Genomic DNA, 17,018 nt, shown 5'->3' on the forward strand with positions numbered 1-17,018 from the left:
GCGGCTCCCGTCGGTGGCCCGACCTGCGCGCCCAAGCCCGATAGCCCGCACGAAAAAGGGGGCCGGCGAACCGACCCCCTTTCCTGTTTCAGCGAAATGCCGGGCGATCAGCCCTGCACTTCGACCATGTGCTGGACCTTGCGGATCATGCCGCGCACTTCGGGGCTGTCTTCCAGCTCCGACACCTTGTGCATCTTGTTGAGGCCAAGGCCGACCAGCGTCGCGCGCTGGTCCTTCGTGCGGCGGATCGGCGAACCGGTCTGCTTGATCTTGATCGTCGCCATGTCGCGTTACTCCGTGACGGCCGCAGCATCCGCCTCGGCGGTCTGCGAACCACCGCGGCCGAGCAGGTCGGCGATCTTCTTGCCACGACGCTGCGCCACCGCCTTCGGAGAGGTCTGGTCGCCCAGCGCTTCGAACGTGGCGCGGATCATGTTGTAGGGGTTGGACGTGCCGATCGACTTGGTCACCACGTCGGCGACGCCGAGCGATTCGAAGATCGCGCGCATCGGACCGCCGGCGATGATGCCGGTGCCCTGCGGCGCCGAACGCACGGTCACGCGACCGGCACCGAAGTGGCCGTTGCCGTCGTGATGCAGCGTGCGGCCGTCCTTCAGCGGAACGCGAACCATCGCCTTCTTGGCCGAAGCGGTCGCCTTCGAAATGGCTTCCGGCACTTCGCGCGCCTTGCCATGACCGAAGCCGACGCGGCCCTTGCCGTCGCCCACGACGACCAGCGCCGCGAAGCCGAAGCGCTTGCCGCCCTTCACCGTCTTCGAGACGCGGTTGATGTGGACCAGCTTCTCGATCAGCTCTTCGCCGCCATCGTCCTGACCGCCACGGCGATCGTCGCGACGGCCGCCACGGCCGCCGTCACGGCCACCGCGATTGCCACCCGGACCGCCGGGACCACGGCCACCGCCGCCACCACGGCCGCCGCGCGGACCACCACGTCCACCGCCGAAGCCGCCCTGCTGGCCGCCCTGCGGCGCCGAAGCGTCCTGCGGTGCGCCCTCAGCCGCTGCCGGCTGCACGTTGTTCTCGTCAGCCATTCTTAGAACTCCAATCCGGCTTCACGCGCGGCTTCCGCCAGCGCCTTGACACGGCCGTGGAACAGGAAGCCGCCGCGATCGAACACGACCTGCGTCACGCCCGCCGCCTTGGCCGCTTCCGCCACGCGGGTGCCGACCGCGGTCGCTGCCGCGATGTTGGCCCCCGACGTGCCGCGCACGTCCTTTTCCAGGGTCGATGCCGACGCGACGGTCCTGCCGGCGACGTCGTCGATGACCTGGGCATAGATGTGCTTGCCCGAACGATGCACCGACAGGCGCGGGCGGGTGCCCGAACGCGCCTTCAGCGCGGTGCGATTGCGCCGACGGCGCTTCTGGAACAGAGAAAGACCCTTGGTCATTACTTCTTCTTCCCTTCCTTGCGGAAGATGAACTCGCCGTCGTACTTGATGCCCTTGCCCTTGTACGGCTCGGGCTTGCGCCACTGACGGATCTCGGCGGCCAGCTGACCGACCTTCTGCTTGTCGGAGCCGCTGATCTCGACCGTGGTCGCGTCAGGCGTCTTCACCTCGATGCCTTCCGGCACGTCGATGTTGACGTCGTGGCTGTAGCCGAGCTGCAGCTTCAGGGTCTTGCCCTGCGCGGCGGCACGATAGCCGACGCCGGTGATGAGCAGCTTCTTGGTGAAGCCCTCGGTCACGCCGGTGACCAGGTTCTGCACCATCGTGCGCTGCATGCCCCAGAAGGCGCGCGCGCGCTTGGTGTCGTTGGCCGGCTGCACCGAAATGCCGCCGTCCTCGACGGTGTAGCTGATCTCGTCGCGCATCGGCATGGTCAGGGTGCCCTTCGGGCCCTTCACGCTGATGACGCCGTTGCTGATCGTCGGGGTCACGCCCGCCGGTACGGTGACCGGCTTCTTACCGATGCGGCTCATCAGAAGACCTCCGCGAGCACTTCGCCACCGACGTTCTGCTCACGCGCTTCCGCGTCGGAGAGAACGCCACGCGGCGTCGAGACGATGGTGATGCCGAGGCCGTTGCGGACGCGCGGCAATTCCTGCGAACCGGAATAGACGCGGCGGCCGGGCTTCGAGACGCGCGCGACGTGCTTGATCGCCGGCTGGCCCTCGAAATACTTCAGCTCGATGCGGACGCCGGCGGCCGGGCCCATCTGTTCGTCGCTGTAGCCACGGATATAGCCTTCGCGCTGCAGCACGTCGAGGACGCGGATGCGCAGCTTCGACGCGGGCGAGAGGACGCTGTCCTTCTTCGCGCGCTGGCCGTTGCGGATGCGGGTGAGCAGGTCACCCAGGGGATCGGTCACTGCCATTTTCGTGATCCTTACCAGCTCGACTTGGTGAGACCGGGGATCAGGCCCTTGTTGGCCAGATCGCGGAGCATCACGCGTGCGAGACGGAACTTGCGATAGTAAGCGCGCGGACGGCCGGTGATCTCGCAGCGGTTGCGGATCCGGGTCGGGTTCGCGTTGCGCGGCAGCTCGGCCATCTTGAGACGGGCGATCAGGCGCTCGTTCTCGTCGAGGCTCTGGTCGTTCGCCTGTGCCTTCAGCTTCGCAAGCTTGGGAGCATATTGCTTCACGAGCTTCTTGCGACGCTCGTTCTTGTTGATGGAACTCAGTTTCGCCATGGACTTAAGCTCTCTTCCTTAGTTCAGGGAAGCAAGACCGCTCACGCGGCCTGCTTCTGCTGCTCAGCCTCGGGCTGAGGGAACGGGAAGCCGAACAGACGCAGCAGCTCGCGCGCCTCGTCGTCGGTCTTCGCCGTGGTGGTGACGATCACGTCCATCCCGCGCACCTTGTCGATGCGATCGTAGTTGATCTCCGGGAAGATGATCTGTTCCTTGATGCCGCAGGCATAATTGCCGCGACCATCGAAGCTCTTGGGGTTCAGGCCACGGAAGTCGCGCACGCGGGGCAGCGCGATCGTGATGAAGCGGTCGAGGAACTCGTACATGCGCTCGCGACGCAGCGTCACCTTGACGCCGATCGGCATGCCTTCACGCAGCTTGAACTGCGCGATTGACTTCTTCGCCTTGGTGATGACCGGCTTCTGACCGGCGATCAGCTCCATTTCCGACGCGGCCTGATCGACGCGCTTCTTGTCCTGGGTCGCCTCGCCGACGCCCATGTTCAGCACGATCTTCTCGATCCGCGGGATCTCGTTGACGTTCTTGTAGCCGAACTTCTCGACCATCGCCTTGATGATCGTGTCTTCGTAGATGCCCTTCATCCGGGGCTTGTAGGCATCAGCCATCGATCTTCTCCCCGGACTTCACGGCCACGCGGACCTTCTTGCCGTCCTGCGACTCGAAACGGACGCGGGTGGGCTTGCCGTCGGCGGTCACGTGCGCGACCTTCGAGATGTGCAGCGGCGCTTCGGTGCGCTCCAGGCCGCCCTGCGGGTTCGCCTGGGTCGGCTTGCGGTGGCGGGTCGCGACGTTGACGCCCTCCACCACGACCTTGCCGTCCTTCGGCATGGCGATGGTGACGGTGCCGGTCTTGCCCTTGTCCTTGCCGGACAGGACGATGACGCGATCGCCCTTCTTGATCTTCGCGGCGGCCATTACAGCACCTCCGGCGCCAGAGAGATGATCTTCATGTGCTTCTTGCCACGCAGCTCGCGCACGACCGGGCCGAAGATACGGGTGCCGATCGGCTCCTCGTTCTTGTTGACCAGGACGGCGGCGTTGCCGTCGAAGCGGATGGTCGAGCCATCGGCACGATGGATGTCCTTGGCGGTGCGAACGATGACGGCACGATGCACGTCGCCCTTCTTCACCTTGCCGCGGGGCTGTGCTTCCTTGATGCTGACGACGATGATGTCGCCGACCGATGCCGTGCGACGCTTCGAGCCGCCCAGCACCTTGATGCACTGCACCCGCTTCGCGCCGCTGTTGTCAGCGACGTCGAGATTGGATTGCATCTGGATCATCGATCCATTTCCTTCTCGTCTATGGGGTGGATACCGACCCAACCCCGCCTAAAACAATGACCCCGGCGCAGCGAACTGCACCGGGGGAGCGGCCCTGTAACCACTCCGCTGGCAGGAGGCAAGCCCCCTGCCCTTCACCCGCCGGCCGCAGCCGGCGCGTGCTTATGCGTCGACGTCGACCCGCTCGGGCGTCGCATGGGTGTTCACCCGATCGACGACCTTCCAGGTCTTCAGCTTGGAGATCGGCGCAGTCTCTTCGATGCGCACGGTCTCGCCCTGCTTGTACTCGTTCGCCTCGTCATGGGCGTGGTACTTCTTCGAACGACGGATGATCTTGCCGTAGAGCGGGTGCTTGACCTTGCGCTCCACGTTCACGACCACCGTCTTGTCGCCCTTGTCGGACACGATCAGTCCGGTCAGCACGCGCTTCGGCATGAAACGTATCCTTACTTGGCAGCCGCGGCGCTGGTGCGCTGCGCCTGGAGGGTCTTGATCCGCGCGATGTCGCGACGGACTTCCTTCACGCGGCTCGACTTTTCGAGCTGGTTCGTCGCCGCCTGGAAGCGGAGGTTGAACTGCTCACGCTTCAGCTGGCCGAGGCTCTCGCTCAGCTGGTCGTCGCTCTGGCCGTTGAAATCGGTCTTCTGAGCCATGGTTACTCGCCTCCGAGGTGGCTGGTGTCGCCCAGGCGGGCAACGACCTTGGTCTTGATCGGGAGCTTCATCGCGGCGCGCTCGAACGCCTCCGCGGCGATCTTGCCCTCGACGCCGTCCAGCTCGAACAGGATCCGGCCCGGCTTGACGCGGGCGGCCCAGAATTCGGGCGAACCCTTGCCCGAGCCCATGCGGACTTCGGCCGGCTTCGACGAAACCGGCACGTCCGGGAACACGCGGATCCACAACCGGCCCTGACGGCGGATGTGGCGGGTGATCGCGCGGCGGGCCGCCTCGATCTGGCGGGCGGTGATCCGCTCCGGCTCCATCGCCTTCAGGCCGTACGACCCGAAGTTGAGCGTGGTGCCACCCTTGGCGTCGCCATGGATGCGGCCCTTGAAGGCCTTGCGGAATTTGGTGCGCTTTGGCTGCAGCATGTCGTGTCAGTCCTTAACGACGGTCGTCGCGGGCCGGACGGACGCCGGAGGTCTGAGCCTCCATCATCAGCCGGTCCTGCGCCATCGGGTCATGGCCGAGGATCTCGCCCTTGAAGACCCAGACCTTCACGCCGCACACGCCATAGGACGTGTGGGCTTCGGCCTCGGCATAGTCGATGTTCGCGCGCAGCGTGTGCAGCGGAACGCGACCTTCGCGATAGCTCTCGGAACGGGCGATCTCGGCACCGCCCAGGCGGCCGCCGCACGCGACGCGGATGCCGTCGGCACCCAGGCGCATCGCCGACTGCACCGCACGCTTCATGGCGCGGCGGAAGGCGATACGACGCTCCAGCTGATCGGCGATACCCTGCGCGACGAGCTTGGCGTCGATCTCCGGCTTGCGGATCTCGACGATGTTCAGCGACACGTCCGACTTGGTCATCGTGCCGAGCGTCTTGCGCAGCTTCTCGATGTCCGAGCCCTTCTTGCCGATGATGACACCGGGGCGCGCGGCGAAGATCGAGATGCGGCACAGCTTGGCCGGACGCTCGATCACCACCTTGGAGATCGCCGCCTGCGGCAGCGTCTTCACGATATACTGGCGGATCTTGAGATCCTCCAGCAGCAGCTGGCCATAGTCATGGCCCTCGGCGAACCAGCGGCTGTCCCAGGTCCGGTTGATCTGGAGCCGCATGCCGATCGGGTTGCTCTTGTGACCCATTATGCTTCTTCCTGCTCGCGCACGACGATGCGCAGACGGCTGAACGGCTTCAGGATGCGGGTGGACTTGCCACGGCCACGGGTCGCGAAGCGCTTCATGGTGATCGACTTGCCGACCGACGCCTCGGCAACGACGAGCGCGTCGACGTCGAGGTTGTGGTTGTTCTCGGCATTGGCGATGGCGGACGCCAGCACCTTGCGCGCGTCGACCGCCATCGCCTTCTTCGAGAAGGCGAGGATGTTCATCGCGTCACCGACCGGCTTGTTGCGGATCAGCGCCGCGACCAGGTTCAGCTTCTGCGCCGAGCCGCGGATCTGGGTGCCGACCGACAAGGCTTCCTTGTCGCCGACCTTGCGGGGGGATGCAGGCTTGCTCATCAGCGCTTGCCCTTCTTGTCGGCGGCGTGACCCGGGAAGTAGCGCGTCGGCGCGAACTCACCCAGCTTCATGCCGACCATGTCCTCATTGACCGACACCGGCACGAACTTGCGGCCGTTGTAGACGTTGAACGTAAGGCCGACGAACGACGGCAGGATGGTGGAGCGACGCGACCAGGTCTTGATCGGCGCGCGGCCACCGGCGTCCTGCGCGGTTTCCGCCTTCTTCAGAAGGCTCAGTTCGACGAACGGGCCCTTCCAGACTGAACGAGCCATGGGTTAGCCCTTCCTCTTGGTCGAATGACGCGACCGGATGATCATCTTGTCGGTCGACTTGTTGTGACGGGTGCGCGCACCCTTCGTCGGCTTGCCCCAAGGCGTGACCGGGTGACGGCCGCCCGAGGTCCGGCCTTCACCACCGCCGTGCGGGTGGTCGACCGGGTTCTTGGCGACGCCGCGGGTCAGCGGGCGCTTGCCCATCCAGCGCGAACGCCCGGCCTTGCCGAGGTTCTGGTTCTGGTTGTCCGGGTTCGACACCGCACCCACCGTCGCCATGCACTCGCCGCGAATGTAGCGCTGCTCGCCCGAGTTCAGGCGAACGATCACCATGCCGCGGTCACGGCCGACGACCTGCACGTAGGTGCCGGCCGAACGGGCGATCTGGCCGCCCTTGCCCGGCTTCATCTCCACGTTGTGGACGATGGTGCCGACGGGGACCTGGCCGATCTCCATCGCGTTGCCCGGCTTGGTGTCGGTCTTCTTGGCCGCGAGGACCTTGTCGCCCGGCGCCAGACGCTGCGGCGCGATGATGTAGGCCAGCTCTTCGTCGGCATACTTCACCAGCGCGATGAACGCGGTGCGGTTGGGATCGTATTCCAGCCGCTCGACGGTGCCCTCGACGTCCCACTTCCGACGCTTGAAGTCGACGTAGCGGTACTTCTGCTTGTGGCCGCCCGCGATGCCGCGGCTGGTCACATGGCCCTTGTTGTTGCGGCCACCGGTCTTGCGCTTGCCTTCGGTCAACGCCTTGACCGGCTTGCCCTTGTAGAGCTGCGACTTGTCGACGAGGATCAGGCCGCGGCGGGCCGGGCTCGTCGGGTTATAATGCTTGAGTGCCACTTACTTGGCCCCCTCGGTTACGTCGATCGACTGGCCGTCCTTCAGGGTGACGATGGCCTTCTTCATGTCGGAGCGCTGGTAGGGAGCGCCCTTCCACTTCTTGGTCTTGCCCTTCTGGACGATCGTGTTCACGCCGGTCACGGTGACGTCGAAGATCGCTTCGACGGCAGCCTTGATCTGCGGCTTGGTCGCGTCGTTGGCGACCTTGAACACGACGGCGTTATGCTCGGAGAGCACGGTCGCCTTTTCGGTGATGTGCGGCGCGACGATCACGTCATAGTGACGGTTGTCGACGGCCTTCTGCTGCTTAGCCATTGAACCGTGCCTCCAGCTTCTCGACCGCCGCGCGGGTCAGCACCAGCGTGTCAGCCTTCAGGATGTCGTAGACGTTGGCACCGGCCGACGGCAGGACGTTGATGCCGTGCAGGTTGCCGGCGGCCAGCGCGAAGCTCGTCTCGACCGCATCGCCGTCGATGACCAGCGCCGACTTGCCGAAGCCCAGCTTGGCGAGATCGCCGACCAGCGTCTTGGTCTTGTTGTTCTCGACCGCGATGCTGTCCATGACGATCAGCGAGCCGGCCTTGGCATGGCTGCTCAGCGCCATCTTGAGGCCGAGCGCACGGATCTTCTTGTTCAGCGACGGATTGAAGTCGCGAACGCGGGCACCGTGAGCCTTACCACCGCCGATGAAGACGGGAGCGCGGCGATCGCCGTGACGGGCGGTACCGCCGCCCTTCTGGCGACCGAACTTCTTGCCGGTGCGGGCGACATCGGCACGCTCACGCGTGCCGCGAGCCGTCTCGCGACGCTTCTCGAGCTGCCAGGTGACGACGCGGTGCAGGATGTCGGCGCGCGGATCGAGGCCGAAGACCTCGTCGTTGAGCTCGACGTCCGCGCCAGCGGTCCCGGCGAAGGATTGAACCTTGACCTTCACGTTCAGCCCTCCTGGCCGTCGGTCGCTTCCGGCGCGCTCGTCTCAGCGGGCGTGTCGGCGGCGGTGTTGCTGTTGGCAGCCTGCTTCAGGCTGGCGGGATACGGGGCGTCGGCGTGCGCCTTCACCTTGACGGCGTCCTTGACGAACAGCCAGCCGCCCTTCGAACCGGGCACCGAGCCCTTGACGAAGATCAGGCCGCGCTCGACGTCGGTGCCGACGATCTCGAGGTTCTGCTGGGTGCGGTTCTTGTCGCCCATGTGGCCGGCCATCTTCTTGTTCTTGAAGACGCGACCCGGGTCCTGGCGGTTACCGGTCGAACCGTGCGAACGGTGGCTGACCGACACGCCGTGCGTGGCGCGCAGACCGCCGAAGTTCCAGCGCTTCATCGCGCCGGCGAAACCCTTACCCTGGGTACGACCCTGGATGTCGACCAGCTGGCCGGCGACATAGTGATCGGCCGACAGTTCGGCGCCGACATCGAGGAGGTTGTCCTCGGTCACGCGGAATTCGGCGACCACCGCCTTGGGCTCGACCTCGGCCTTGCCGAAGTGGCCGCGCTGCGGCTTGGCGACATTCTTGGCCTTGGCGACGCCGGCACCAAGCTGGACGGCGGTGTAGCCGTCCCGATCCATTTCGCGACGGGCGACGACCTGAACGCCTTCGAGCTGCAGGACGGTGACCGGCACGTGGCGGCCGTCGTCCTGGAACAGGCGGGTCATCCCCATTTTCTTCGCGATCACGCCAGTACGCATGATCCTGCACTCCTTTTACAGAGGCACGCCCGGGACCATTCCCGCACGTGCGTGCGACACCCCCGAAGGCGTGTCATCCAACCCGGATGTAACTGCGTCGGCCCCGTCCCGGGCTGGATGCTCCCGTTGCCGGGAGCGTGACGGGAGACGCTGGCCCGGCTCGCAAGGAGCCGGCGGTATCTCGTGTCTGTCAGGGGCCCGCCAGGCGGGTTCCCAACCGGCTGTCACCGCATAACGCGGAAAACAGCAAACCCGCGGGACTCACGTCAACCGCGGGGATGCGCGCCATTACGCCAGCTTGATCTCGACGTCAACGCCGGCGGCGAGGTCGAGCTTCATCAGCGCATCGACCGTCTGCGGGGTCGGCTGCACGATGTCGAGCATGCGCTTGTAGGTGCGCACCTCGAACTGCTCGCGCGACTTCTTGTCGATGTGCGGACCGCGGTTCACCGTGAACTTCTCGATGCGGGTCGGCAGCGGAATCGGGCCGCGGATGAGCGCGCCGGTGCGGCGTGCGGTGTCGGCGATGTCGCCGGTCGCCTGGTCGAGCACGCGATGGTCGAATGCCTTGAGGCGAATACGGATGTTGCTGTCCATGATCCCTACCGATGCGAAGGAGCACGACCCCGGCCGTCTCCCCCGCCGTAGCGAAGGACTCGTGCCGCTGGTGCTGGACCGGCGGGATGAGATCGCGTCGCCCGTTCATTTGGGCATCCGCGACGACGAGAAAGAGCCGCAACTCAGTAAAACTGGAGGGGCGCCCTTAAAGGAGCCCTCATAAAAAGGCAACGGCCCGACTCTCCTTTTTTGGAGAGCCGGGCCGCTATTCCTGTGGTCGGCGCCGGAGGGCGCCGATCACGCGACTTACTTGTCGATCGCGCTCACGACGCCCGCGCCGACGGTACGACCGCCCTCACGGATGGTGAAGCGCTGGCCGACGTCCATGGCGATCGGCGCGATCAGCTTGATGCCGAGGGCGATGTTGTCGCCCGGCATCACCATCTCGGTGCCCTCGGGCAGTTCGACGGTGCCGGTCACGTCCGTGGTGCGGAAGTAGAACTGCGGACGATAGTTGGCGAAGAACGGCGTGTGACGGCCACCCTCTTCCTTCGACAGCACGTACACTTCCGACTTGAAGTCGGTGTGCGGCTTGATCGAGCCCGGCTTGCAGAGCACCTGGCCACGCTCGACTTCGTCGCGAGCGACGCCGCGGATCAGCGCGCCGACGTTGTCGCCGGCCTGGCCCTGGTCGAGCAGCTTGCGGAACATCTCGACGCCGGTGACGGTGGTCTTGCGGACGGTCGGGTGGATACCGACGATCTCGACTTCCTCACCGACCTTGACGATGCCGGTCTCGACGCGGCCGGTCACGACCGTGCCGCGGCCCGAGATCGAGAACACGTCTTCGATCGGCATCATGAACGGCTTGTCGAGCGGACGCTCGGGCTGCGGGATGTAGTCGTCGACCGCCTTCATCAGCTCCAGGACCGACTCCTGGCCGAGCTTGGTGTCGCTGCCGTCGAGAGCCTTGACCGCCGAACCCTTGATGATGGGGATGTCGTCGCCCGGGAACTCGTACGAGCTCAGCAGCTCGCGGATTTCCAGCTCGACGAGCTCGAGGATTTCCTCGTCGTCGACCAGGTCGACCTTGTTCATGAACACGACCATCGCCGGCACGCCGACCTGACGGGCGAGCAGGATGTGCTCGCGGGTCTGCGGCATCGGGCCGTCGGTGGCCGAGACGACCAGGATCGCGCCGTCCATCTGGGCGGCACCGGTGATCATGTTCTTGACGTAGTCGGCGTGGCCCGGGCAGTCGACGTGCGCATAGTGGCGGTTCGTCGTCTCATACTCGACGTGGGCGGTCGAGATGGTGATGCCGCGCTCGCGCTCTTCCGGAGCCTTGTCGATGTTCGCGAAGTCGACGGCGACGCCGCCCGAGGTCTCTGCGAGAACCTTGGTGATCGCTGCGGTCAGCGAGGTCTTGCCGTGGTCGACGTGACCGATGGTGCCGATGTTGAGGTGCGGCTTGGTCCGCTCGAATTTTGCCTTAGCCATTTTCCTACCTTCTGATTCGAATTCGGTGCCGCCGGGGCCACGCGAACGCGGCCCTGTAGCGGGAGTTTGTGGGTAATGCCAGCCCCTGCCTGGTTTCTCCGGGCAGGCCTGCTCGCGCGTCTCGGGGCCAGGTCGCCCTGGCCCCGTGCGGCTTAAGCGAGCTTCGCCTTCACTTCGTCCGCGACGTTCTGCGGCACTTCGTCATAGTGCGAGAACTGCATGCTGTACTGCGCGCGGCCCTGGGTGAACGAGCGGAGCGCGTTCACATAGCCGAACATGTTGGCCAGCGGGACCATCGCCTCGACGGTCTGCGCGTTGCCGCGGCTGTCCGTACCCTGGATCTGGCCGCGACGGCTGTTCATGTCGCCGATGACGTCGCCCAGGTAATCCTCCGGGGTGACGACCTCGACCTTCATGACCGGCTCGAGCAGCGTGATGCCCGACTTCTGGGCCGCTTCGCGCATCGCGCCGCGGGCACAGATCTCGAACGCCAGCGCCGACGAGTCGACGTCGTGGTACGCGCCGTCGTACAGGTTGACCTCGAAGTCGATGATCGGGAAGCCGACCAGCGAACCGGTTTCCGCCGTTTCGCGGAATCCCTTCTCGATCGCGGGGATATATTCCTTCGGAATATTACCACCCTTCACCTCGTCCTTGAACACGAAGCCGCTGCCGCGCTCGCCCGGCGTCAACTTCACCTTCACGCGACCGAACTGGCCGGTACCACCCGACTGCTTCTTGTGCGTGTAGTCGATGTCGACCGGCTTCTTGAGGTATTCGCGATACGCCACCTGCGGTGCACCGACGTTCGCCTCGACCTTGAACTCGCGCTTCATGCGGTCGACCAGGATCTCGAGGTGGAGCTCGCCCATCCCCTTGATGATGGTCTGGCCCGATTCGGCGTCCGAGGTCACGCGGAACGAGGGGTCCTCGCGGGCGAGGCGATTGAGCGCGACGCCCATCTTCTCCTGGTCCGCCTTGGTCTTCGGCTCCACCGACAGCTCGATCACGGGCTCGGGGAATTCCATCCGCTCGAGGATGATCGGGGCGTTCTGCGCGCAGAGCGTGTCGCCGGTGGTGGTGTCCTTGAGGCCCGCCAGCGCGACGATGTCGCCGGCATAGGCTTCCTGGATGTCCTCACGGCTGTTCGCATGCATCAGCAGCATGCGACCGACCTTTTCCTTCTTGTCCTTGACCGAGTTCATCACCTGCGACGCGGTTTCCAGCTTGCCGGAATAGATGCGCGCGAAGGTGAGCGTGCCGACGAAGGGATCGTTCATGATCTTGAACGCCAGTGCCGCGAACGGCTCGGTGTCCGAAGAGGGACGCTCGTCCGGCGTCTCGCCGTCGAGCTTGACGCCCTTGATCGCCGGCACGTCGAGCGGGCTCGGCAGATAGTCGACCACTGCGTCGAGCAGCGGCTGCACGCCCTTGTTCTTGAACGCCGAGCCGCAGACGATCGGCACGAACGCCATTTCGAGCGTGCCCTTGCGGATCAGCATCTTGAGGTCGGCGACCGACGGCTCGTTGCCCTCGAGATACGCTTCCATCAGCGCATCGTCCTGCTCCACGGCCATCTCGATCAGGTCGCTGCGATACTTCGCGGCCTTTTCCTTCAGGTCGTCGGGGATGTCCTGATATTCGAACTTCGCGCCCAGGCTCTCTTCCAGCCAGATGATCGCGCGGTTGTTCACCAGGTCGACGAGGCCCTTGAAGCCGCCCTCGATGCCGATCGGCAGATACAGCACGGCCGGACGCGCGCCGAGGCGCTCGATGATCGAGTTGACGCAGAAGTAGAAGTCGGCACCGGTGCGGTCGAGCTTGTTGACGAAGCACATGCGCGGCACGCCGTACTTGTCAGCCTGACGCCACACGGTTTCCGACTGCGGCTCAACGCCGGCGACGCCGTCGAAGCAGGCGACCGCACCGTCGAGCACGCGCAACGAACGCTCGACTTCGATGGTGAAGTCGACGTGGCCGGGGGTGTCGATGATGTTGATGCGATGCTCGGGGCCCTTGCCCTCGTCGGCGGACCAGAAGCAGGTCGTCGCAGCCGACGTGATCGTGATCCCGCGCTCCTGCTCCTGCTCCATCCAGTCCATCGTCGCGGTGCCTTCGTGCACTTCGCCGATCTTGTACGACTTGCCGGTGTAATAGAGGATGCGCTCGGTCGTGGTCGTCTTGCCGGCGTCGATGTGCGCCATGATGCCGATGTTGCGATAGCGCTCGAGCGGATGGCTGCGGGCCATGATCGTGGTTTCCTTAGAGATATGGGGAGCGCAGCTTCCGCCGGCTCCCCATGATATAGGTCAAAAGCGGAAAGCTTCCAAGCCTTACCAGCGGTAGTGCGAGAACGCCCGGTTGGCTTCGGCCATGCGGTGCGTGTCTTCCCGCTTCTTCACCGCGTTGCCGCGGTTGTTGGCGGCGTCCATCAGCTCGCCCGACAGGCGCGCCGACATGGTGTTCTCCGAGCGGGCGCGGGCCGCGGCGATCAGCCAGCGGATCGCGAGCGCCTGGGCACGCTCCGGACGCACCTCGACGGGGACCTGGTAGGTCGCACCGCCGACGCGGCGGCTGCGGACCTCGATGCCCGGCTTGATGTTGTTCAGCGCGTCGTGGAACACGCCGATCGGCTCGCGCTTCGCGCGGGTCTCGACGGTTTCGAGCGCACCATAGACGATGAGTTCGGCGACGGACTTCTTGCCGTCCAGCATCACCGAATTCATGAACTTCGACAGAACCTCATCCCCGAACTTGGGATCAGGCAGGATGACCCGCTTTTCGGGACGACGACGACGTGCCATTTCAAAAACCTTTCAAACTTCAGCCTGATGGATGATCCCCGGACGGGGACATCCGGCTTACTTCGGACGCTTGGCGCCGTACTTGGAGCGGGACTGGCGGCGATCCTTGACGCCCTGCGTGTCGAGCACGCCGCGCAGCACGTGGTAGCGCACGCCGGGAAGGTCGCGCACACGGCCGCCGCGGATCAGGACCACCGAGTGCTCCTGAAGGTTGTGGCCTTCGCCCGGGATGTAGCTGATGACTTCGCGGCTGTTGGTCAGGCGGACCTTGGCCACCTTGCGCAGCGCCGAGTTCGGCTTCTTCGGGGTCGTCGTGTAGACGCGGGTGCAGACGCCGCGCTTCTGCGGGTTCTGCTCCATCGCAGGGACCTTGGACTTGGCCTTCTGCGGGTCGCGGCCCTTGCGGACCAGCTGGTTGATCGTCGGCATGAAGCCTTCACCTCTGTAAAAGGGTTACTTTGCTGGAGCCATCACAGCACTTCGGAATACAAAAAGGGACACACAAGCGACGCGCACGTCACCAGGGGCCCCACACATTTGCATCCAGCAATGTTCAAGCTTGCCCGTCGGATCGCTCCGGCGAGCGGGCGGGCCTATACGCAGAGTCGGGCTTGCGGTCAACATCGCCGCCCTTAACCGGCTCGCAACCGCCCCCCGCGTACGGCACCGGCATGCCGGCCTCTTTTCCTGCCTTGCGCCTGAAGTCGCCCCCTGCCCTGCCTTCGACCTCGGTCGCGGCATTGGCGCTGATGGCGGCATTTGCGGCCGTGCTGCCGGGCGGCGGCTGGAGCGATGCGACGGCCTTGCTGGCGCTGGTCGCGGCTTTGGTCGCGGCGCATGACCGGCGGTATCGCGCCATGCTGGTAGCGGCCGGCCTCGCCGCAGGCCTGTCGTCGGCGGGGCTGCTGCTGGCGCCACTCCTTGTCGGTTGGCCGATCGCCCGCGGTGCAGCGCGCCACCTGCCCATCGCCGCCCTGACGGCGGCAGCGGCGTGGCTCGCGTCGCCGTGGCACGCGCCATCGGCCGGCCTGCCGAACCTGGCCGCCATCCCCCTTCCGCACAGCGTCGCGCTGGTCGCCGCACTGGGCGCGGGCAGCGCGGCGTGGCTGGCCGCGCGCGCAGCCGCATCGGCGCCGGCGGACCTGATGCGCGAAGCACGACTCGGTACGCTCGTCCTCGCCGCCGTGCTGCCGCTACCGGCGGGAGCATTCGGCTTCGTCGCCGCACTGGCGCTGCTGCCGCTCGCCGCCCTGCCCGCGCGGATCGCCGCCAACGACAATCTGCCGATGCGCCGCGTGACGATCCGCCTCGCCGCCTAGCGCCGCTGCGCCAGAGTCGCGAGCAACAGCTTCTCGAATCGGGCCGGATCCTCGACCTGCGGCGAATGGCCGAGCCCATCCAGTCGGACCAGCGCCGCGTTCGGCATCCGCTTCACCGCCTCGCCCGCGATCGCGGGGATCGCCTGCAGGAACTGCCGCAGGTCGGGCGGCATCTGCGCGCGGCCGAACGCCGTCTTGTCGAGCGTACCGACGATCAGCGTGGTGGGCGGCTTGATGCGGTAGAGCTCGTGCGCGACCGGCTGCGTCTTGATCATCTCGCTGGTCTTGGCCTGCGCCAGAGCCACCGTGTCGCGCCCCTGCCCCGCGTACATGCCCGCCAGCATCCACACCCAGCGATCATAGGCCGGCTTCCAGGTGCCGTGATAGTAATTCTGCTGTTGATACGCCTTGATGGTCGCGTAGCTGGTCTTGCGCTCGCCGGCCCACAATGTGTCGACATCGACGTACGGCAGCCCTTCCTCGGACCGGTCCTTCAACCCCAGCGGGTTCACCAGCACCAGCCGGTCGACCGCGTCGGGGTACATGATCGCAAAGCGCATCGCGAGCATGCCGCCCATCGAATGACCGACGATCGCCGCGCGGGTGATGCCGCGCGACTGCATCAGCCGGCGGGTAAAGGTGGCCAGCATCTCGAAGCTATATTGCGCGCTGCGCGGCTTGGACGATTTGCAGAAGCCGATCTGATCGGGAACGAGCACGCGATAGCCCGCGCCGCTCAGCGCCCGCGCCGTACTTTCCCAGGTGGCGCCGCAGAAGTTCTTGCCATGCAACAGCACCACGCTGGCGCCGTTGGGCCGCGCCGGCGCGATGTCCATGAACGCCATGGTCGCAGGCTGGCCGATCACGTCCACCGTCATCGTCTGCACCGGCCAGGGATAGGTGAAGCGCTCCAGGTTGGCGCCGAAGTCCGGCGCCGCAGTCTGCTCCGCCCCGCCGGCAACCGGCATCATCGCCGCCACCATCGCCGTGCACGCCGCAACTATCCTGGCCAAAACCCCGCGCTCCCTTCCAGCGACACCGAGCGGCGCCTTATAAGGCGCCGGTTCGCGGCGTCATCCGCCCTGCGGCGAATCGTCACGGGCGATGCAGGATCGGCTTGCCCTTTGGCCGCGATGGCGATAGGGCGCACCGCGCTGCAGGAGTGTAGCTCAGTTGGTAGAGCATCGGTCTCCAAAACCGAGGGCCCACGGTTCGAGTCCGTGCACTCCTGCCAGTCCTTCGCCAGCCCGCGGAGCGGCGACTTTTCGCCAAGCGGCTGGCGCGGATGATGAATTTTTTGTCATTTCGGACGGTGACGCGCGCGCCCGGCCTGCTATACCGCAGGCATGGATGAGGCGACGCGATATGCCCTTGTACTGGTCATCATCGGCACGCTGCTGCTGATCGGCGTTCCGACGCTTGTCGTCTACTTGCGGAAACGCAAACGCGACAAGCTGCGCCGTCGCGGCATCAAGCGTTACGGTCACTGATCCCATATCGCCCGCGGTCCGGCCTGCCTCCACGCTCGCTCTTGCGCTGACGCGCCCAGGGGGCTATCTGCGCAGGCCATCCGACAGCCAGGACGGGCCGCGCCGGTTTCCCATCAAGGGGAAAGCGGCGGAGCCGCCATGGCCGCAGCTGTCCGGATCATCGTGATTCCAGCGGGCTTCGAGAGACAAGAGTGGCGAAGACGACCCCCATCGAGTTCATCCGTCAGGTGCAGGCAGAGACCAAGAAGGTCGTCTGGCCGACCGGGCGCGAGACGATCATGACGGGCGTCATGGTCGTCATCATGACGACCATCCTCGCGCTGTTCTTCCTGGGCGTCGACACGTTCTTCAACGCGGTCGTCCAGGCGCTGCTCAAGCTCGCGAAGTAAGGGTTT

General features: G+C 65.7%; 28 protein-coding genes and 1 tRNA gene. 4 read left to right on the forward strand and 25 right to left on the reverse strand.

Annotated features, from left to right (window positions below; all coding sequences use genetic code 11):
• Positions 1 to 107: 107 nt before the first annotated feature.
• From rpmD to rpsL, 24 genes are all read right to left on the reverse strand, one after another.
• Positions 108 to 284 carry a 50S ribosomal protein L30 gene (gene rpmD / locus ACTZQ5_RS04260; protein WP_443583922.1) on the reverse strand — a complete coding sequence of 59 codons (177 nt, stop codon included), beginning with the start codon at positions 282 to 284 and terminating at the stop codon, positions 108 to 110.
• A gap of 6 nt (positions 285 to 290) precedes the next feature.
• Positions 291 to 1,052, reverse strand: coding sequence for a 30S ribosomal protein S5 (gene rpsE, locus ACTZQ5_RS04265; protein WP_443583923.1), 762 nt, complete (start codon positions 1,050 to 1,052; stop codon positions 291 to 293).
• 2 nt (positions 1,053 to 1,054) lie between these two features.
• Positions 1,055 to 1,411 carry a 50S ribosomal protein L18 gene (gene rplR, locus ACTZQ5_RS04270; protein ID WP_443583924.1) on the reverse strand — a complete coding sequence of 119 codons (357 nt, stop codon included), beginning with the start codon at positions 1,409 to 1,411 and terminating at the stop codon, positions 1,055 to 1,057.
• Positions 1,411 to 1,944, reverse strand: coding sequence for a 50S ribosomal protein L6 (gene rplF, locus ACTZQ5_RS04275; RefSeq protein ID WP_443583925.1), 534 nt, complete (start codon positions 1,942 to 1,944; stop codon positions 1,411 to 1,413). Before rplF ends, rplR begins: the two co-directional genes overlap by 1 nt.
• Positions 1,944 to 2,339, reverse strand: coding sequence for a 30S ribosomal protein S8 (gene rpsH / locus ACTZQ5_RS04280; protein ID WP_037534152.1), 396 nt, complete (start codon positions 2,337 to 2,339; stop codon positions 1,944 to 1,946). The genes rplF and rpsH overlap by 1 nt, the downstream gene beginning before the upstream one ends.
• Before the next feature lie 11 nt (positions 2,340 to 2,350).
• Positions 2,351 to 2,656, reverse strand: coding sequence for a 30S ribosomal protein S14 (gene rpsN, locus ACTZQ5_RS04285; protein WP_443583926.1), 306 nt, complete (start codon positions 2,654 to 2,656; stop codon positions 2,351 to 2,353).
• Between the two features lie 41 nt (positions 2,657 to 2,697).
• Positions 2,698 to 3,282, reverse strand: coding sequence for a 50S ribosomal protein L5 (rplE, locus tag ACTZQ5_RS04290; RefSeq protein ID WP_017979482.1), 585 nt, complete (start codon positions 3,280 to 3,282; stop codon positions 2,698 to 2,700).
• Positions 3,275 to 3,592 (reverse strand): 50S ribosomal protein L24, encoded by a 318-nt coding sequence (rplX, locus tag ACTZQ5_RS04295; RefSeq protein WP_443583927.1) that lies wholly within the window; start codon positions 3,590 to 3,592, stop codon positions 3,275 to 3,277. Before rplX ends, rplE begins: the two co-directional genes overlap by 8 nt.
• The gene (gene rplN / locus ACTZQ5_RS04300; RefSeq protein WP_017979484.1) at positions 3,592 to 3,960 is read right to left on the reverse strand and encodes a 50S ribosomal protein L14; all 369 of its coding nucleotides are present in this window, start codon (positions 3,958 to 3,960) and stop codon (positions 3,592 to 3,594) included. Before rplN ends, rplX begins: the two co-directional genes overlap by 1 nt.
• A gap of 162 nt (positions 3,961 to 4,122) precedes the next feature.
• Complete coding sequence (rpsQ, locus tag ACTZQ5_RS04305) at positions 4,123 to 4,395, reverse strand: 30S ribosomal protein S17 (RefSeq protein ID WP_037534161.1); 273 nt, start codon at positions 4,393 to 4,395, stop codon at positions 4,123 to 4,125.
• Between the two features lie 11 nt (positions 4,396 to 4,406).
• On the reverse strand, positions 4,407 to 4,613 hold the full coding sequence (gene rpmC / locus ACTZQ5_RS04310; RefSeq protein WP_443583928.1) for a 50S ribosomal protein L29: 207 nt from the start codon (positions 4,611 to 4,613) through the stop codon (positions 4,407 to 4,409).
• A 2-nt stretch (positions 4,614 to 4,615) separates the two neighbouring features.
• Positions 4,616 to 5,050, reverse strand: coding sequence for a 50S ribosomal protein L16 (gene rplP, locus ACTZQ5_RS04315; RefSeq protein WP_443583929.1), 435 nt, complete (start codon positions 5,048 to 5,050; stop codon positions 4,616 to 4,618).
• 13 nt (positions 5,051 to 5,063) lie between these two features.
• Positions 5,064 to 5,771 (reverse strand): 30S ribosomal protein S3, encoded by a 708-nt coding sequence (rpsC, locus tag ACTZQ5_RS04320; RefSeq protein ID WP_443583930.1) that lies wholly within the window; start codon positions 5,769 to 5,771, stop codon positions 5,064 to 5,066.
• Positions 5,771 to 6,148 (reverse strand): 50S ribosomal protein L22, encoded by a 378-nt coding sequence (gene rplV / locus ACTZQ5_RS04325; protein WP_443583931.1) that lies wholly within the window; start codon positions 6,146 to 6,148, stop codon positions 5,771 to 5,773. Before rplV ends, rpsC begins: the two co-directional genes overlap by 1 nt.
• Positions 6,148 to 6,423 carry a 30S ribosomal protein S19 gene (gene rpsS, locus ACTZQ5_RS04330; protein WP_017979490.1) on the reverse strand — a complete coding sequence of 92 codons (276 nt, stop codon included), beginning with the start codon at positions 6,421 to 6,423 and terminating at the stop codon, positions 6,148 to 6,150. Before rpsS ends, rplV begins: the two co-directional genes overlap by 1 nt.
• A gap of 3 nt (positions 6,424 to 6,426) precedes the next feature.
• The gene (gene rplB / locus ACTZQ5_RS04335) at positions 6,427 to 7,266 is read right to left on the reverse strand and encodes a 50S ribosomal protein L2 (protein ID WP_443583932.1); all 840 of its coding nucleotides are present in this window, start codon (positions 7,264 to 7,266) and stop codon (positions 6,427 to 6,429) included.
• On the reverse strand, positions 7,267 to 7,581 hold the full coding sequence (locus ACTZQ5_RS04340) for a 50S ribosomal protein L23 (RefSeq protein WP_443583933.1): 315 nt from the start codon (positions 7,579 to 7,581) through the stop codon (positions 7,267 to 7,269). It lies immediately after the preceding gene.
• On the reverse strand, positions 7,574 to 8,200 hold the full coding sequence (rplD, locus tag ACTZQ5_RS04345) for a 50S ribosomal protein L4 (protein ID WP_443583934.1): 627 nt from the start codon (positions 8,198 to 8,200) through the stop codon (positions 7,574 to 7,576). Before rplD ends, ACTZQ5_RS04340 begins: the two co-directional genes overlap by 8 nt.
• A gap of 2 nt (positions 8,201 to 8,202) precedes the next feature.
• Complete coding sequence (rplC, locus tag ACTZQ5_RS04350) at positions 8,203 to 8,952, reverse strand: 50S ribosomal protein L3 (protein ID WP_443583935.1); 750 nt, start codon at positions 8,950 to 8,952, stop codon at positions 8,203 to 8,205.
• Positions 8,953 to 9,240: 288 nt separating this feature from the next.
• The gene (gene rpsJ, locus ACTZQ5_RS04355) at positions 9,241 to 9,549 is read right to left on the reverse strand and encodes a 30S ribosomal protein S10 (RefSeq protein ID WP_007406109.1); all 309 of its coding nucleotides are present in this window, start codon (positions 9,547 to 9,549) and stop codon (positions 9,241 to 9,243) included.
• 267 nt (positions 9,550 to 9,816) lie between these two features.
• Positions 9,817 to 11,010 (reverse strand): elongation factor Tu, encoded by a 1,194-nt coding sequence (gene tuf, locus ACTZQ5_RS04360; RefSeq protein WP_443583936.1) that lies wholly within the window; start codon positions 11,008 to 11,010, stop codon positions 9,817 to 9,819.
• Positions 11,011 to 11,162: 152 nt separating this feature from the next.
• Positions 11,163 to 13,259: an elongation factor G gene (gene fusA / locus ACTZQ5_RS04365; RefSeq protein WP_443583937.1), complete on the reverse strand. Its 2,097-nt coding sequence runs from the start codon at positions 13,257 to 13,259 to the stop codon at positions 11,163 to 11,165.
• Between the two features lie 84 nt (positions 13,260 to 13,343).
• A complete protein-coding gene (rpsG, locus tag ACTZQ5_RS04370; RefSeq protein WP_443583938.1) occupies positions 13,344 to 13,814 on the reverse strand; it encodes a 30S ribosomal protein S7 in 471 nt (156 codons plus the stop codon).
• A gap of 57 nt (positions 13,815 to 13,871) precedes the next feature.
• Positions 13,872 to 14,243: a 30S ribosomal protein S12 gene (gene rpsL / locus ACTZQ5_RS04375; RefSeq protein ID WP_010185487.1), complete on the reverse strand. Its 372-nt coding sequence runs from the start codon at positions 14,241 to 14,243 to the stop codon at positions 13,872 to 13,874.
• Positions 14,244 to 14,485: 242 nt separating this feature from the next.
• Here rpsL and ACTZQ5_RS04380 point away from each other — a divergent pair, with 242 nt between their 5' ends.
• A complete protein-coding gene (locus ACTZQ5_RS04380) occupies positions 14,486 to 15,133 on the forward strand; it encodes a hypothetical protein (RefSeq protein WP_443583939.1) in 648 nt (215 codons plus the stop codon).
• On the opposite strand, the gene ACTZQ5_RS04385 is transcribed toward ACTZQ5_RS04380, so the two are convergent.
• Positions 15,130 to 16,146, reverse strand: coding sequence for an alpha/beta fold hydrolase (locus ACTZQ5_RS04385; RefSeq protein WP_443583940.1), 1,017 nt, complete (start codon positions 16,144 to 16,146; stop codon positions 15,130 to 15,132). The two genes, ACTZQ5_RS04380 and ACTZQ5_RS04385, sit on opposite strands and share 4 nt — an antisense overlap.
• A gap of 145 nt (positions 16,147 to 16,291) precedes the next feature.
• Here ACTZQ5_RS04385 and ACTZQ5_RS04390 point away from each other — a divergent pair.
• The 3 genes from ACTZQ5_RS04390 (at position 16,292) to secE (ending at position 17,012) form a co-directional block, all read left to right on the forward strand.
• Positions 16,292 to 16,367: transfer RNA gene (locus ACTZQ5_RS04390), tRNA-Trp, on the forward strand.
• 112 nt (positions 16,368 to 16,479) lie between these two features.
• Positions 16,480 to 16,623, forward strand: a complete 144-nt coding sequence (locus ACTZQ5_RS04395; protein ID WP_443583941.1) for a hypothetical protein — start codon at positions 16,480 to 16,482, stop codon at positions 16,621 to 16,623.
• 191 nt (positions 16,624 to 16,814) lie between these two features.
• Positions 16,815 to 17,012 carry a preprotein translocase subunit SecE gene (gene secE / locus ACTZQ5_RS04400; RefSeq protein WP_443583942.1) on the forward strand — a complete coding sequence of 66 codons (198 nt, stop codon included), beginning with the start codon at positions 16,815 to 16,817 and terminating at the stop codon, positions 17,010 to 17,012.
• Positions 17,013 to 17,018: the final 6 nt, after the last annotated feature.

It is taken from the genome of Sphingomonas cellulosilytica (assembly GCF_052321755.1).
In the GTDB taxonomy this organism is placed as follows: Bacteria; Pseudomonadota; Alphaproteobacteria; order Sphingomonadales; family Sphingomonadaceae; genus Sphingomonas.

Excerpts from the sequence above, each read along its gene's own strand:
- rpmD (WP_443583922.1), bottom strand. The coding sequence starts at position 284 with ATGGCGACGATCAAGATCAAGCAGACCGGTTCGCCGATCCGCCGCACG.
- rpsE (WP_443583923.1), bottom strand. The coding sequence starts at position 1,052 with ATGGCTGACGAGAACAACGTGCAGCCGGCAGCGGCTGAGGGCGCACCG.
- rplR (WP_443583924.1), bottom strand. The coding sequence starts at position 1,411 with ATGACCAAGGGTCTTTCTCTGTTCCAGAAGCGCCGTCGGCGCAATCGC.
- rplF (WP_443583925.1), bottom strand. The coding sequence starts at position 1,944 with ATGAGCCGCATCGGTAAGAAGCCGGTCACCGTACCGGCGGGCGTGACC.
- rpsH (WP_037534152.1), bottom strand. The coding sequence starts at position 2,339 with ATGGCAGTGACCGATCCCCTGGGTGACCTGCTCACCCGCATCCGCAAC.
- rpsN (WP_443583926.1), bottom strand. The coding sequence starts at position 2,656 with ATGGCGAAACTGAGTTCCATCAACAAGAACGAGCGTCGCAAGAAGCTC.
- rplE (WP_017979482.1), bottom strand. The coding sequence starts at position 3,282 with ATGGCTGATGCCTACAAGCCCCGGATGAAGGGCATCTACGAAGACACG.
- rplX (WP_443583927.1), bottom strand. The coding sequence starts at position 3,592 with ATGGCCGCCGCGAAGATCAAGAAGGGCGATCGCGTCATCGTCCTGTCC.
- rplN (WP_017979484.1), bottom strand. The coding sequence starts at position 3,960 with ATGATCCAGATGCAATCCAATCTCGACGTCGCTGACAACAGCGGCGCG.
- rpsQ (WP_037534161.1), bottom strand. The coding sequence starts at position 4,395 with ATGCCGAAGCGCGTGCTGACCGGACTGATCGTGTCCGACAAGGGCGAC.
- rpmC (WP_443583928.1), bottom strand. The coding sequence starts at position 4,613 with ATGGCTCAGAAGACCGATTTCAACGGCCAGAGCGACGACCAGCTGAGC.
- rplP (WP_443583929.1), bottom strand. The coding sequence starts at position 5,050 with ATGCTGCAGCCAAAGCGCACCAAATTCCGCAAGGCCTTCAAGGGCCGC.
- rpsC (WP_443583930.1), bottom strand. The coding sequence starts at position 5,771 with ATGGGTCACAAGAGCAACCCGATCGGCATGCGGCTCCAGATCAACCGG.
- rplV (WP_443583931.1), bottom strand. The coding sequence starts at position 6,148 with ATGAGCAAGCCTGCATCCCCCCGCAAGGTCGGCGACAAGGAAGCCTTG.
- rpsS (WP_017979490.1), bottom strand. The coding sequence starts at position 6,423 with ATGGCTCGTTCAGTCTGGAAGGGCCCGTTCGTCGAACTGAGCCTTCTG.
- ACTZQ5_RS04340 (WP_443583933.1), bottom strand. The coding sequence starts at position 7,581 with ATGGCTAAGCAGCAGAAGGCCGTCGACAACCGTCACTATGACGTGATC.
- rplC (WP_443583935.1), bottom strand. The coding sequence starts at position 8,952 with ATGCGTACTGGCGTGATCGCGAAGAAAATGGGGATGACCCGCCTGTTC.
- rpsJ (WP_007406109.1), bottom strand. The coding sequence starts at position 9,549 with ATGGACAGCAACATCCGTATTCGCCTCAAGGCATTCGACCATCGCGTG.
- tuf (WP_443583936.1), bottom strand. The coding sequence starts at position 11,010 with ATGGCTAAGGCAAAATTCGAGCGGACCAAGCCGCACCTCAACATCGGC.
- fusA (WP_443583937.1), bottom strand. The coding sequence starts at position 13,259 with ATGGCCCGCAGCCATCCGCTCGAGCGCTATCGCAACATCGGCATCATG.
- rpsG (WP_443583938.1), bottom strand. The coding sequence starts at position 13,814 with ATGGCACGTCGTCGTCGTCCCGAAAAGCGGGTCATCCTGCCTGATCCC.
- rpsL (WP_010185487.1), bottom strand. The coding sequence starts at position 14,243 with ATGCCGACGATCAACCAGCTGGTCCGCAAGGGCCGCGACCCGCAGAAG.
- ACTZQ5_RS04380 (WP_443583939.1), top strand. The coding sequence starts at position 14,486 with ATGCCGGCCTCTTTTCCTGCCTTGCGCCTGAAGTCGCCCCCTGCCCTG.
- ACTZQ5_RS04395 (WP_443583941.1), top strand. The coding sequence starts at position 16,480 with ATGGATGAGGCGACGCGATATGCCCTTGTACTGGTCATCATCGGCACG.